General features: G+C 64.4%; 13 protein-coding genes. 4 read left to right on the top strand and 9 right to left on the bottom strand.

Annotated features, from left to right (window positions below):
* Positions 1-256 precede the first annotated feature (256 nt).
* The 3 genes from G7068_RS10215 to pdhA are packed head-to-tail and all read right to left on the bottom strand — an operon-like array spanning position 257 to position 3,840.
* Positions 257-1,702, bottom strand: coding sequence for a dihydrolipoamide acetyltransferase family protein (locus G7068_RS10215; protein WP_166291741.1), 1,446 nt, complete (start codon positions 1,700-1,702; stop codon positions 257-259).
* A 3-nt stretch (positions 1,703-1,705) separates the two neighbouring features.
* Positions 1,706-2,800 carry an alpha-ketoacid dehydrogenase subunit beta gene (locus G7068_RS10220; RefSeq protein ID WP_205881274.1) on the bottom strand — a complete coding sequence of 365 codons (1,095 nt, stop codon included), beginning with the start codon at positions 2,798-2,800 and terminating at the stop codon, positions 1,706-1,708.
* The gene (gene pdhA, locus G7068_RS10225; RefSeq protein ID WP_166293113.1) at positions 2,797-3,840 is read right to left on the bottom strand and encodes a pyruvate dehydrogenase (acetyl-transferring) E1 component subunit alpha; all 1,044 of its coding nucleotides are present in this window, start codon (positions 3,838-3,840) and stop codon (positions 2,797-2,799) included. The genes G7068_RS10220 and pdhA overlap by 4 nt, the downstream gene beginning before the upstream one ends.
* 212 nt (positions 3,841-4,052) lie before the next feature.
* On the opposite strand from pdhA, the gene G7068_RS10230 reads away from it, so the two are divergent.
* Both G7068_RS10230 and G7068_RS10235 read left to right on the top strand, forming a co-directional pair.
* Positions 4,053-4,499 (top strand): Lrp/AsnC family transcriptional regulator, encoded by a 447-nt coding sequence (locus G7068_RS10230; RefSeq protein WP_166291743.1) that lies wholly within the window; start codon positions 4,053-4,055, stop codon positions 4,497-4,499.
* Positions 4,500-4,628: 129 nt separating this feature from the next.
* Positions 4,629-5,594 carry a quinone oxidoreductase family protein gene (locus tag G7068_RS10235; protein ID WP_166293115.1) on the top strand — a complete coding sequence of 322 codons (966 nt, stop codon included), beginning with the start codon at positions 4,629-4,631 and terminating at the stop codon, positions 5,592-5,594.
* Position 5,595: 1 nt separating this feature from the next.
* Here G7068_RS10235 and G7068_RS10240 read toward each other — a convergent pair whose 3' ends face one another.
* From G7068_RS10240 to G7068_RS10265, 6 genes are all read right to left on the bottom strand, one after another.
* Complete coding sequence (locus G7068_RS10240) at positions 5,596-6,036, bottom strand: type II toxin-antitoxin system VapC family toxin (RefSeq protein ID WP_166291745.1); 441 nt, start codon at positions 6,034-6,036, stop codon at positions 5,596-5,598.
* Positions 6,033-6,338: a hypothetical protein gene (locus tag G7068_RS10245; RefSeq protein ID WP_166291747.1), complete on the bottom strand. Its 306-nt coding sequence runs from the start codon at positions 6,336-6,338 to the stop codon at positions 6,033-6,035. Before G7068_RS10245 ends, G7068_RS10240 begins: the two co-directional genes overlap by 4 nt.
* Before the next feature lie 72 nt (positions 6,339-6,410).
* Positions 6,411-7,460 (bottom strand): lipoate-protein ligase LplAB, encoded by a 1,050-nt coding sequence (gene lplAB, locus G7068_RS10250; protein ID WP_166293116.1) that lies wholly within the window; start codon positions 7,458-7,460, stop codon positions 6,411-6,413.
* Positions 7,461-7,511: 51 nt separating this feature from the next.
* Positions 7,512-8,387 (bottom strand): alpha/beta fold hydrolase, encoded by an 876-nt coding sequence (locus G7068_RS10255; protein ID WP_166291749.1) that lies wholly within the window; start codon positions 8,385-8,387, stop codon positions 7,512-7,514.
* Between the two features lie 31 nt (positions 8,388-8,418).
* Positions 8,419-10,080, bottom strand: coding sequence for an amidohydrolase (locus G7068_RS10260; protein WP_166291751.1), 1,662 nt, complete (start codon positions 10,078-10,080; stop codon positions 8,419-8,421).
* A gap of 78 nt (positions 10,081-10,158) precedes the next feature.
* On the bottom strand, positions 10,159-11,379 hold the full coding sequence (locus G7068_RS10265; RefSeq protein WP_244304441.1) for an MFS transporter: 1,221 nt from the start codon (positions 11,377-11,379) through the stop codon (positions 10,159-10,161).
* Between the two features lie 138 nt (positions 11,380-11,517).
* On the opposite strand from G7068_RS10265, the gene G7068_RS10270 reads away from it, so the two are divergent.
* Both G7068_RS10270 and G7068_RS10275 read left to right on the top strand, forming a co-directional pair.
* Positions 11,518-12,141 carry a TetR/AcrR family transcriptional regulator C-terminal domain-containing protein gene (locus G7068_RS10270; protein ID WP_166291753.1) on the top strand — a complete coding sequence of 208 codons (624 nt, stop codon included), beginning with the start codon at positions 11,518-11,520 and terminating at the stop codon, positions 12,139-12,141.
* A 30-nt stretch (positions 12,142-12,171) separates the two neighbouring features.
* Complete coding sequence (locus tag G7068_RS10275; protein WP_166291755.1) at positions 12,172-13,119, top strand: 2-hydroxyacid dehydrogenase; 948 nt, start codon at positions 12,172-12,174, stop codon at positions 13,117-13,119.
* Positions 13,120-13,544 lie beyond the last annotated feature (425 nt).

The raw sequence follows: 13,544 nt of genomic DNA on the forward strand, positions 1-13,544 counted from the left end.
CGACGAGACCATGGCTTCTCAGCGAGGGGTAGGGGCAGGGGCAGGGTTGGGATTGGGACCGCGAAGCTGAGCAGCGAAGGCTTGGTGTTTGATGCGGTGACGCCCAACTCGGGCGCTGAGCCTGAGTAGTGGCAAGGTCAGTAACCTGTGGCAAGGAAACCTCCGCGTGAAGATCCTTGCCACAGGTTACTGACCTTGCCTGCAATTGCGGGGCGGCGGAGCGCCGGCCCGAGAAGCGCACGGGCGGGCGGGCGCGCTACACCAACGGATACGCCCGCAGCGGGTGCTCCAACAGGTCGACGACCGCCCTCAAGAACCCCGCCGCGTAGCCGCCATCGCACACGCGGTGGTCGAACACGAGCGAGAGCTGGGCGATCCTGCGCGGCACAATCTGGCCGTCGACCACCCACGGGCGTTCGAGTACCCGGCCGATGCCAAGCAGCGCGACCTCGGGATGGTTGATGATCGCCGCGGATCCGTCGACCCCGAAACCTCCGTAGTTGTTCAGAGTGAACGTCGAGTCTCGCAGCTGCTCGGGAGGGGTGCGTCCCTCGCGCGCGACGCGGCTGAGTTCACGAAGTGAGCCATCGAGCGCGCTCACGCTGAGGGCGTCTGCGCGATGGATCACGGGCACCATCAGGCCCCGATCCGTGTCGACGGCGATGCCCAGGCTGACCCCGTCGAACACCTGGATCTCATCGCCCGACGCGCTCAAGCGCGACGCGAGCAGCGGATACTGCTCGAGCGCGAGCAGCGTGTAGCGCGCGAAGAGGGCTGTGAGCGAAGGTGGCTTCTCTCCCTCAGAAGCCATGCGCGGTCGCAGCTCCCACACCTCTGTGAGGTCAACATCGACCCACACCGTCGCCTCGGGAATCTCGGCGCGGCTGCGGCTGAGCTTCGCGCTGACCGCCTTGCGCAGCGGGGTGAAGCGCTCGGTGCGCAGCACCTTGAGCGGGCCCGTGGGGTGTTGGTTCGGGATCGCGGCCGATCCTGAACCAGGCGCTTCGGCGGCCGCAGCCGGAGCCGCCGAACCGGCCTCGGCGGCACGCAGCACGTCGGCGCGTGTGACGGCGCCGTCGAGTCCGGTGGGTTCAACGGAGCGCGGGTCGATGCCGAGCTCGCGCGCCAGGCGGCGCACAATCGGTGACCGCACGGCGACGGTTCGAGACGTCGTGGTGCTTGATTCGGGCGTAACTCCCTCGTCGGGCGCGGGGGAGCCAGCCGAGGCGACGCTTCCGCCAGCCCCTTCGCGCGAGGCGCGAGGCGCTGCTCCGGCCCCCCGACGCTTCCGCCGACCCTTCGCTGGCCCGGCCCCGGTGCCGTACCCGATCAACACGTTGCCCGATCCGGCTTGCTCCTCTTTGCGATAGGCCTCGTGTTCGTCGTTCGTGTGACTGCGTTCTGAAGCCTCGGAACCGGCCATGGTGGCAGACCCAGCGGCAGTCCCAGCGCCAGGCTCCACACCAGACGACACCTCAAGTACGGGCGCCCCGGTCAGAATGGTGTCGCCCTCTTCGCCGTGCAGGGCGATGACAGTGCCGGCATAGGGCGAGGGCAACTCGACGATGCTCTTGGCGGTCTCGACCTCGGCGATAGCCTGGTCGATCTTGATGGTGTCGCCCACGGCGACCATCCAGCGCACGAGCGCCGCCTCGGTGAGGCCTTCGCCAAGATCGGGGAGACGAAATACCTGCGTGGTCATGTCTCAGTCCTCCCAGTGAAGTGTGTCGATGGCGTCGAGCACCCGATCCACGTCGGGCAGATACCAGTGCTCAAACTTCGGCGAAGCGAAGGGTGTATCGAAGCCGGTCACCCGACGCACGGGTGCCTCGAGATACTCAAAGCACTGCTCGAACACGCGCGCCTGAATCTCGGACGCAACACTCGCGAACCCGGGTGCCTCGGCGATCACAATGGCGCGTCCGGTGCCGCGCACGGCCTCCATGACCGTCGCGTCATCAAACGGCGTCAGCGTGCGCACGTCAATGACCTGCACACTCCGCCCCTCGGCAGTGGCGGCCTCGGCGGCCTCCAGCGCAATCGGTACTGACGGCCCGTAACTAATCAGCGTCAGGTCACTGCCCTCGCGGATCACCTGAGCCTGTCGCAACTCCGCGGTCACCGAGGTATCGACAACACCCTTCGACCAGTACAGCTTCTTCGGCTCCAAAAACACCACGGGATCCGGCGATGCAATCGCGGCGCGCAGCAGCGAGTAGGCCTCCTGCGGAGTCGACGGTGACACCACGGTGAGCCCGGGTGTGTGCGTGTAGTAGGCCTCAGACGAGTCGCAGTGGTGCTCGACGCCGCCGATCCCGCCGCCGTAGGGAATGCGAATAACAAGGGGCAGTCGCACGTCGCCGCGCGTGCGGTTGCCGAGTTTGGCGACGTGGCTGACGACCTGCTCGAACGCGGGCAGCGCAAAGGCGTCAAACTGCAGCTCAACAACGGGAACAAGTCCGTTCATCGCCATGCCAACAGCGGTGCCGACGATCCCCGACTCGGCCAGCGGCGTATCGAAGCAGCGGTTCTCGCCAAAGCGGGCGGTGAGTCCGTCGGTGATGCGGAAGACACCGCCGAGTGCGCCGACATCTTCGCCGAAAATCAGCACACGCTCGTCTTCAATAAGCGCATCCGCGAGCGCACGATTGAGCGCGGCGGCCATGGTCATAGTCTCGACGACGGGAGCACTGCGCGGGTGATCGGTGGGTGCGTCAGCGACAGAGCTTGCGGGTGTGGCATTCTGGGTCGCTGCTGCGGGTGCGGATCCGGTCTGCTTGGGCAGGGTTGCGGTACTCATGCGCTGTGCTCCGTTCGCTCGATTTCGTCTTGCAGCAGCGCCCACTGGGCGTCGAGGGTTGCGGGGCGCTCGGCAAACACGTGGGCAAAAAGCTGCTCGGGATCGAGCTCGGGTTCCGCGTTCATGACCTCTCGAAGCTCTGCCGCGATCCCCTCGGCATCCTCTGCCAGGGACGCTTCGGCTGCGTCATCGAGCAGGCCTGCACCGGTCAAGTAGGTCTGCATGCGGGTCAGCGGATCCCGCGCGACCCACGCCTGCACCTCTTCGCGCTCGCGGTACCGGGTGTCGTCGTCAGCGTTGGTGTGCGCGAGCATGCGGTAGGTGTGGGCCTCGACAAGGCTGGGTCCGCCACCGGAGCGGCCGCGATCCACCGCCTCGTTCAGCACCGCGAGGAGAGCTGCAACATCGTTGCCGTCGACCCGCTGGCCGGGCATGCCGTAACCGATCGCCTTGTGGGCGAGCGAGGGGGCCGCGGTCTGGCGCGACAGCGGAACGGAGATTGCAAACTCGTTGTTTTGCACGAAGAACACGACGGGCAGCTGAAACACGGCCGCGAAGTTCATGGCCTCGTGAAAGTCACCCTCGCTCGTTGCGCCGTCACCGCACATGGCGAGCACTACGGTGTCTTCGCCCCTGAGCTTTGCGGCGTGCGCGAAGCCGACCGCGTGCAGCAGTTGGGTTGCAAGAGGTGTCGCTTGTGGAGCGACGCCGTGCTCGTGCGGGTTGTAGCCGGAGTGCCAGTCGCCACGCAGCAGCACCATGGCGTTGGCCGGGGCGACGCCGCGTGTGATGACGGCGACGGAATCGCGGTAGGTCGGAAAGATCCAATCGCCCTCCGCGAGCGCGAGGGCCGCGGCGACCTGACAGGCTTCTTGCCCATTTGACGACGGGTAGACGGCGAGGCGCCCCTGTCGCACGAGCGCGTTGCACTGGTCGTTGATCCTGCGCCCGTTAACGAGAGCGGCGTACGCGCTCAACAACTGTTCGCTGGACGGCAGGGCGTAGTCGGCGTCGCTCCCCACGATGCCGTCAGAGTCCATCAGCTGCACGGGAGTGTCTCGCGGCAGCAGTGAGGTGCCTGGTGTTGACACGATTCCTCCTCGAATCATTGGTCAAGACGATATGCCGATAATTCTGCCCCAGTTCTGAATGTTTGTGTCTCAGAATTCGTGAGGAATGTATATTTGATCGAAATGCTTCCATAAGTTTGGATGAATGGCATCTGGTAACAACGAAGTGTGAGGTGCGACAGATGAGCGTCGATGACATTGACCGGGCAATTCTCGAGGTGCTGCGCGAAGACGCGCGAGTATCAATGACGTCGCTTGCGGAGGCCGTGCACATTTCGCGGGCCGGAGCGCACGCGCGGGTAAAGCGGCTGGTCGACTCCGGGGTCATTGTGAACTTCACGGTGCAGACCGATCCGGTGCGAGCGGGTGCGCACGCCTCGGCCTATGTGACGCTGCAGATTGACCAGACGGGCTGGAAGGAGATCCGCTCCACCCTGGGGGCCATAGAAGAGGTCGAGCACATTGCGCTGGTTGGAGGGGAATTCGATGTGCTGTTGCTTGTGCGAGCCGACGACAACAGCCACCTGCGGCGCGTGGTGCTCGAGGGGATTCAGAAGATCCCGTGGGTGCGCAGCAGCCGCACCATTTTGATCTTCGAGGACTTTCCCGGCGGTGTGCCGGAGGAGTAGCAGCAGGTCCAGTTGCCGAACCTGCATTCCAGCATCGAGAGTGCGGTTCTGAACCGCAGGTTCGACACTAGAGCGCGCTCTCGGCGTTGCCCGACAGGTGCAAAGTCGAGCCAGGCGTCGTAGGCTCGCATCATGCGCGCAATCACCGTGAAGCAAACTGGCGGCCCCGAGGTTCTTGAACTTGGCGAGGTGCAGGATCCGGCGGTCGGCCCCGGCGAACTGCTCGTGCAGACGGCCGCGGTCGGCGTGAACTTCATTGAGGCCTACCAGCGCACGGGACTGTATAAGATGACACTCCCGTTCACCCCGGGAGCCGAGGCCGCGGGGACTGTGCTGGCTGTTGGTGAGGGCGTGTCGGGTTTCGAGGTCGGCGACCTCGTTGCCACCGCCGAGGCCCGGGCCAGCTACGCCGAACGGTTCATCGTCGCTGCCGACGCCGCGGTGAAAGTACCGGGCGGGATCGATGCCGAGACCGCCGCCGCGCTGCCCCTTCAGGGGCTGACCGCGCACTACCTCGCAACCTCTGCATCGCACCCGCAGAAAGGTGACACCGTGCTCGTGCACGCTGGCGCGGGCGGTGTGGGGCTGCTGCTGACTCAGATCCTGACCGCGCGTGGAGTTCGTGTGCTCACCACCGTGTCGACAGGCGAGAAGCGAGAGCTGAGCCTCGGTGCTGGCGCCGAGGTTGCTATGGACTACGAGGGCTTCGCGGAGCGCGCCCGCGAGCTCACGGGAGGCGAAGGGGTTGCGGTGGTTTACGACGGTGTAGGCAAAGACACCTTCGACGAGTCGCTCAAATCTTTGCGAGTGCGCGGCGAGATGGTTCTCTTTGGTGGGGCGAGTGGTCCGGTGCCGCCGTTCGAATTGCAGCGGCTGAACGCGGGCGGATCCCTCTCGATCACTAGGCCCTCGCTTGGCCACTTCTTGCGCAACTCCGAGGAGCGCGCGTGGCGCTACGGCGATCTCTTTGACGCGATTGCGGCGGGTGATCTCGATATCAGGATCGGCGCGCGCTTCCCCCTGGAAGACGCTGCAGATGCGCACCGTGCGCTCGAGGGTCGCAAGACCACGGGCAAGGTGGTTCTGACGGTGTAGGTCAGCTGTCTTGGCTCGCGAGGGGGTCGATTCGCGTAACTCCGGGAATCTGGTCGAAATCTTTATCAGGAGACAGGATCTTCGGGATGCCGTAGATAAGCGCGGTCGCCGCATGCACCGCATCGCGGCCGCGCACGTTTGGTAGCTGTTCGATGAGGTTAAGAGAGGTGTCGAGCACTTCATCGTCAAACTTCAGAACCGTGAATGACCGAATGAGCCCGCGGCCCTCTTCGATCGACTGTGCGCGGTTTTGGGTCCTTCGCATGCGATGGAACACAACTTCTTGAACCATCTCCGTGCTGATGTACCCACGGCTCTTCCCAGAAGCAAGGTCCAGCAGCTTTGCTTGACAGGAAGCGCTTCGTGGATCGCTCGGGCTTAACGCGTAGAGTGCCGTGGCGGCATCAATGAGCACAGCATCTTCCATGGCTGCCACACTCATGCTGCGAGGTCTCCCTTGTTTTGGGCCTCGCGATAGAACGGATCCGTCTCGTGTTCGTAAGCTGCCTGCGCTTCCTCCCAATTAAAGGGAGGGTAGTTGTTTCGCTTTTCGTCTTCAGCTGCCCTTGCGAACATGTCTCTGAGGCCCTGCCGGGCGTCATTCCGCTGCGTGTCGAGTAGCTGGTCGGTGGCCAGGCGAATAAGGGCACCCACGCTTATATTGCGTGCCCGCGCCTCCGCTTCCAGAGCGGCATATTGCTCAGGATCAAAGAGCACCTGTACCCGTTTCTCAAGAGTTGCCATAGTGTCAGGGTACGCGAGATGACTCACATACACAACGGGTGTGCATGTGTAGCTTGCTTCGGAATCAGGGCCCTACGGCACCCGCCGAAGCCACTCCTCCGTCGCAAACTTTTGCTCGACGAGCCGCTCGGCCGCGTCCCACTCGCCCTCGGTAACCTCGCCCATCACGCCGCCGTGACGCTGCTGGAACACCTCGATCATCTTCTCGACGATCGTCTCGCGCGGGAGGCCTGTTTGGGAACGCAGCGGATCCACCCGCTTCTGTGCGCTCGCCGTGCCCTTGTCTGACAGCTTCTCTCGCCCGATGCGAAGCACCTTGGTCATGGCCTCTGCGTCCATGTCGTACGCCATGGTGACGTGGTGGAGCACTGCGCCGGAGCCGAGTCGCTTCTGCGCAGCGCCGCCGATCTTGCCCTGCGGGCTCGTAATGTCGTTGAGCGGCTTGTAAACGGCGTCGATGCCGAGCGCCTTCAGGGCCTCAATGACCCACTCGTCGAGGTACGCGTACGAGTCGGCGAACGTCATGCCGCGCACGAGTTCCCCAGGTACGTAGAGCGCGTAGGTGATGCTCGCGGCGGGTTCCATGAACATGGCGCCGCCACCCGAGATGCGCCGCACGATCTTGGCCCCGTGCGCTGCGGCCTCTTCTTCGTCGACCTCGTTCTTGACGGACTGAAAGCTGCCGATAAACACCGCAGGCTCGTTCCACTCCCAAATGCGAAGTGTTGGCCCGCGCAGCCCCTCGCCGACCGCCGCCGTCAGCACCTCGTCGAGGGCCGCGTTCAGCATGGGTGAGATCGGTGGCTCGTGCAGGATCTGCCAGTCATAGTCGCGCCAGTGGGCCGCCCCTGTGACGGCACGCCGGATCGCCACACCCACCGAATCGGGAGTGAACCCGAGCAGGTGCACCTCACTCGGCAGGGCAGTGTGGATCGCCTCGCTGAACTCCTCGATTGTGCCGTTCGGGCTCATGCCCTCGATGGCCGCGTTGATGCACTCGAGGGCGTCGTCGGGCTCAAGGAAGAAGTCACCCGAGAGGCGGAAATCGTGGATCTGACCGTCGCTCAATTCGAAATCTACGACGACTAGCTTGCCGCCGGGCACCTTGTATTCTCCGTGCATGCTCATGGCCCTAGCGTACGCCGAACGGGCGGTCAGTGGGAGGGTTTGCAGCTACCCGTTAACCTGCTCCAGCATCCAGGTGATGATGTCGGCCTGCACCTCGTCGCGATTCGTCTCGTTCAACGTCTCGTGCCTCGCTCCCGGGTAGAGCTTGACTGCCACCTCACGGACTCCGCGCTTGCGAAGGGCATCGGCGAGGTGACGCACCCCGTCGTTGCGGCCAACGGGATCATCGGTTCCCGAGATCAGCAGCATCGGAATCTCGGGGGCGAGCCCCGCCGCGGGCCTGCCGAAGAGACGCAGCCCGTCGGCAACACCGAAGAGCTTCAAGATGTCTGCCGGGAAGCACAGCGGGTCGCTAGCAAACGCCTGTGCCACGGCGGGATCGCGGCTGAGCCACTCGTTGCCGTTTGCCTCGGGCCCGGCCCAGCGCTTGTTCAGGTCACCGCTCTCCATGTGCTTGAACGTGCGAAGTGTGCTGCCCGAGAGCACCACCGCGTCCCAGGCGCGCGGGTGTTCGTTCAGGATCCGCTGCGCCATCAGAGAGCCCCACGAGTGCGCGTACATGATGAGCTGTAAACCGGGGTGCCGATCCCGAATCAGCCCAGTGAGCTGCAGGATCGCGCGCTCCGTGGCCCGAAGTCCGCCGGGCCCAAGACGCCCGAGACGGGCGATGTCGCCACCCCACTGCGCGCGCCCGGTCTCGCCGTGACCGCGGTGATCGTCGGCGTAGACGGTGAACCCTGCCCCGACGAGTGCCCGAGCAAAGGCGTCATAGCGTTTCGCGTGCTCGCCCACACCGTGCGAGATCTGCACGACACCTATTGGATCCGCCGCGTCCCAGCGATAGCAGAAGATTTCAATGCCGTCCGCGTCAACAAAGCTGAACTCGGTGGGGCCCGTCGCACTCTGCTCTTCGCTACTCATGACCCCATTCTGCCGTGTAATGCGTCAGGCGTCACCCAGCCGCCGTGAATGCGACCTCACCATCGACGATCGTGAGCGCTGCGGCCGAGTCGAGCAGGGCTTCGGGGGCGTCGGTCAGCGGATTTGCGGTCCATACAATCACGTTCGCTCGGTAGCCGGCGGCGATGCGTCCGAGCTCATCCTCGCGGTGAGTCGCGAACGCGGGGCCGAGTGTCATGGCTTCCACGGCATCCGCCGGGGTGAACACACGCTGCGGCTGGTAGGCGCTGCGGGAGCGGTCGATCGAAGACTTCGCGGTCAGGGCGATGAAGAGGTTGTCGGGCGCCTCGTGCGGTGCCGTCGGGGCATCGGTGCCGAGTGCGAGGGCCACACCAGCCTCGCGGAACTTGTGCCACGGAAAACCGGAGTGCGCACGCTCGTCGCCGAGCACTGCCTGCCAGTTGTCGAGCACCGCGGGGTCGCAGTGCACCGGCTGCATCGAGGCGGTCACACCGAGCGCGGCCATGCGCGCGATTGTGTCGTCGGCGACCGATTCCAGGTGCTCGACGCGGGCGCGACGGTCGGCTCGTGGGCCGTTGACACGAATGCACTCCTGCACCATGTCGAGGGCGATCGTGCTCGCCTCGTCACCGATCGCGTGCAGCGCGAGCTGCAGCCCTGCTGCGTCGGCCGCGACTGCGACGGGCAGCGCGAACTCGCGTGTCCAGATCGCCTCGGGCAGGGCGCCATTGGCGTAGGGCGCGCGCATGGCAGCGGTGCAGGCGTCAATGACGCCATCGAGAATGAACTTTACGCCGGCGATCCGCAGCCACTTGTCGCCGTACTGCGCGGCGACCTCATCGCGGATCTGTGCGACCTCGGCGATTGCGGCGAGGTCGGCCTTGGGGTTGCCCGACGCCGTGAGCAGCCAGTGCGCGTTGACCAGAAATGGCAGCCGACCGTCGCGGTCAAGGCGACGGCGATAGGTTGCGAGATCAGCCGGACCAAACGCCATCTCGGTGGCTCCCGTGACTCCGGTTTCAAGGTACGCACTGAAGGCGTTCTCAAGAAAGCGATCGCGGTCGGCATCACTCGCGACCGATTCCAGGTAGGCCCAGACGTACTTGATCGCGGCCGATTCGAGCAAGAAGCCGGTAGCGTCACCGTTCTCGTCGCGCACAACCTCGCCTCCGATGGGATCGGGGGTGTCGCGTGTGATGCCCATGACCTTGAGCGCCGCCGAGTTCACCCACACCGAGTGCAGGTCGTTTGCGTCCATGAACACCGGTACATCTGGGATGACAGCGTCGATCAACGCGGCGGTTGGGCGCTCACCCTCTGCGAAGATGTCGAAGCGCCAGCTGGTGCCGAGAATCTGCGCGGCGCCCGGATTCGCCGCGTGGGCAGCCGCGAGGCGATCCTGTACCTCCTTGACGGTGTTGCAGGCCCGCAGTTGCACCTTGTCGAGTGACTCGCCAAGCATGAGCATGTGGGCGTGGCCCTCGATAATGCCGGGGCTCACAAACGCGCCGCCAAGATCCACCTCGACAGTGTTTGCTCCAGCCGCGTCTGCACCCGCTGCGAGTCGCACGGCGTCAAGGTCGCCAGCGGCAAGGATACTGTCCCCCCGCACCGCAAAACTGTCGCGCGGTTTCAGCGCGGCCTCGCCGGTGAAGACCTGGGCGTTACGGTAGATCGTGGTGGGTGCAGTCATTGGAAACCCGCTTTCGTGGTGCTGAGATGGTTCGATGTTATCGGCGCTGAACGGTGCGCAGCCGTGCGTAGCTTGTGATCAGGCAGAGGTGGAGGTTGAGGATCGCGCCAGTGCCTTTTCAGCTCCCACCGAAACGCGGGCGATGAGCACGGTCGGCACGATGATGAGAAAGCTCACAAGCCCGGCACCGAGTGTGAAGATTCGAATGCCGAACGCCTCGGTGAGTGCCCCGCCGAGAAGCGGGGCGAAGCTTGAGCCCACGAGGTAAGCGCCCAGAAGTGGGCCAGACCAGCGGCCGCGAGCGTCGAGCCCCGCCGAGGTGGCGATGAAGAGCGCAAACGCGAAAGCGTAGATTGTGTTGACGCAGATGATGAGCACGGCGAGCACTGTCGGGTCGGCGGTGAAACCGATGCAGATTTTGAGAGTGCCACCCAGTACGAGTGCGATGGCGAGTGGCACGGCTCGTCCCATGCGATCGCCGAAGAGCGCGACAAGAAACATGCCGATGATGCCGCTCGCTGCGGCGAGGCTGAGCGTGAACCCGAGCTGCTGGTCACCGAGCCCGACGGCATCGCCCAGAACGGGAGCCATGGTCCAGATGGCATCCTCGCTCGCGCCCCAGATGGGAAAGATGAGGAGCAGCGCGAAGCCCGCGATCGTGATGCGGCGCGGCTCGGCGATACGCAGCGTTGCCGTGACGTCGACCGGTTCGGCGTGCTCGGGAGAATCGGGAAGCCAAGCGGCGAATGCGAGGGCAACCAGTGAGATGAGGGCGAGTGTTCCGAAGACACTGCCCTGAGTGATGCCGAGAAGCGGGATCACCGCGAGAACGATGGTGACCAGAATCCGGTTGGTGAGACCGCTCGCGGCCGACACCCGATTCGGGTTGCGCAGCGCCGCAATGGCGGCACCCGAGGTTGAGATGGCTGCGCCCACGCCCGCGCCACCGATAATGAGGCCCCCGACCACAACACCGGGCGAGGGAAACACGGCTGCGGCAACAAACGCGATCGTCGCGACGGTGAGCCCGATATACGCGAGGGGCCTGCGCTGTTTGCCCGATGCGAGTCGTGCCGTGCCAAGACCTGAAACGGCGGAGGCGAGTAGTGCCCAGGTCAGGATGTTTCCGCTGCTCGTAATGTCGAAGCCGAGTGCACCCAGCGCTGTCATGATGAACGGGGCAAGATTTGCCATCATCAGGCTGGCGAGAGCGACGACAAAAACCGCGCTGCCATTGCGCAGCGTAAGCGGTTGACGCAACTCGATAGAGGCTGCTGGTGCGGAGACGTTTGTGCTCACGAGTTCTCTCTAGTTCTTCTTCGACGACGGTGGCGACGGGTGCGAAATTAATCGAAACAGTTTCGATGCGCGCGTTCATCTTGCCTGCTGTGAGAGGATCTGTCAAGACGCGCAGCAGACAATGAACGTGAGGTTGGTATGGCGAGGCCACTCAAGGCTCTTCTGAGTCAAGAGATCATCGGACAGGCAGCAATTCAACTCGTTGACTCCGGGCGCGAACTCCAGGTGGTTCCCCTCGCGAAACAGCTTGGCGTGAGTGTTTCCTCTCTTTACCACCATGTAGATGGCCGCGAGGGCATCATCCGCGCCATGCGGCAGGTCATGGTGAGCGAATACAAAAGCCCAGAGAGATCAGCCGCCGACTGGCGCGAGACGTTGCGCAGGGAGGTCGAGCAGACCTGGATCATGTACGTGAGTCACCCGCGGGTACTGCAGCTCCTGATCACGGTGGTTATCAACGAGCCAGACGCGCTGAGCTTCTACGAGGTGTTGGCCGAAGCGCTCGAGCGGGCAGGGCTGCCCGACGAGGAAATCCTCACCACCATCGAGGCCATTGAGGCCTTCTCCATTGGTGCCGCGCTGGACGCACTCTCACCCGAGGTGCTGATCGATCCTGCCCACTCGGATGGCAAGCTCGCCACGCTCCTCCCGCACCACTCGAGTGGTGAGGTGCGAAACCGCGAGGTCTTTGAGCGCGGTCTTGAGCTGATCATTGATGGGATCGCCGCTCGGGTGGCTGCGGCCGCTGCGCGTTCGAACTGAGTCCCGTCGCCCATCGCTACACTCGAATGCATGACTGAGCTGATTGTTTCCCTGCCGAGTGACCCCGGGCTGCGCGAGGCTCTGGCGGATCAGCCCGGCGTCACTTTCGTCGATTGGGATCTCGAGGGGCCAGCTCCGAGCGAGCGCATCGACGTCGTGGTGCCGCCCTACTGGGGTGGCGCGAAGGAGTTCCATCTCCTCGCCAACATCGATGTGCAGCTCGTGCAGTGGCAGTCGATCGGCTACAACGGTGTCGATCGCTATCTGCCAGAGGGCATTCCGCTCGCGAACGCCGCGACCGTGCACGAGACCTCAACCGCCGAGCTCGCTCTTGCGCTGACGCTCGCTGCGCAGCGGGGCATCGCTGAGTTTGTGCTCGATGGTGAGGCGCACCGTTGGGACCTGCGATCCTTCCCAAGCCTGGCCGATAAGCGCGTGCTGTTGATCGGATACGGCGGAGTTTCAAAGGCCATCGAGGCACGGCTCGCCGGGTTTGAGGTGGCGATCACGCGGCTCGCGCGCACGGCCCGCGAAGAAAAGAATCTCGCCGGCGAGACGGTGCAGGTGCTCGGCTTTGATTCGCTCCACGGTGCGCTCGCAGACGCAGATGTTGTCATTCTTGCGGTACCCCTCACATCAGAAACGAAGGGGCTCATGAACGCAGAAGCCCTCGGCGCCATGCCCGACGGTGCCCTGCTCGTGAACGTCGCCAGGGGTGCCGTGGTCGACACCGACGCCCTCGTTGCCGAGCTGCGTGCGGGCCGCCTGCGTGCGGCGCTCGACGTGACCGATCCCGAGCCCCTGCCCGAAGATCACCCACTGTGGGACTGCCCTGGAACCCTCATTACCCCGCACGTTGGTGGCGATTCAAGCGCGATGCTGCCGCGAATGGTCTCGCTGATCCGGCGCCAGATTGCGCATCTGCAGGCGGGTGAACGGCCAGAGAACCTTGTGCTCGGTGAGTGGCCAAGCGCTTAGTTGCCTCCTGGCCTGCCGTTTGCGGGTCACTTTTGTGCACTAAACGAGGTTTTAGCGCACAAAAGTGACCCGCAAATGCTGGGCTGGGCTGGGCCGGGCTGGCTGGGCCGGGCGGGACCGGACTGGCCGGGCTGCGCGGGCAGACAAAACGACAGTATTCGCCTGACAAACTGCCACGGGCGAGCGCAACATGGGCCAATTCGATAGTGTCGGAACGGTGCGCACGCACCGAAAGACGTACGCCCCCATCCCGCATATCGCACCCACTCACTCGTAACTACCCGTTCGCGAGTGATAGCCACGGCTCATAGGCGAGCCCGGCGCCCAGCCACGACGGCTGACCCGGATGGAGCACGAGAACACTCAGCACGTTTGTCAGAGAGGACAGCACGTTCATGCATTTACTCAATCCATCTCGGTCGAAG

This window comes from Leucobacter viscericola (assembly GCF_011299575.1).
GTDB classification, from domain to species: domain Bacteria; phylum Actinomycetota; class Actinomycetes; order Actinomycetales; family Microbacteriaceae; genus Leucobacter; species Leucobacter viscericola.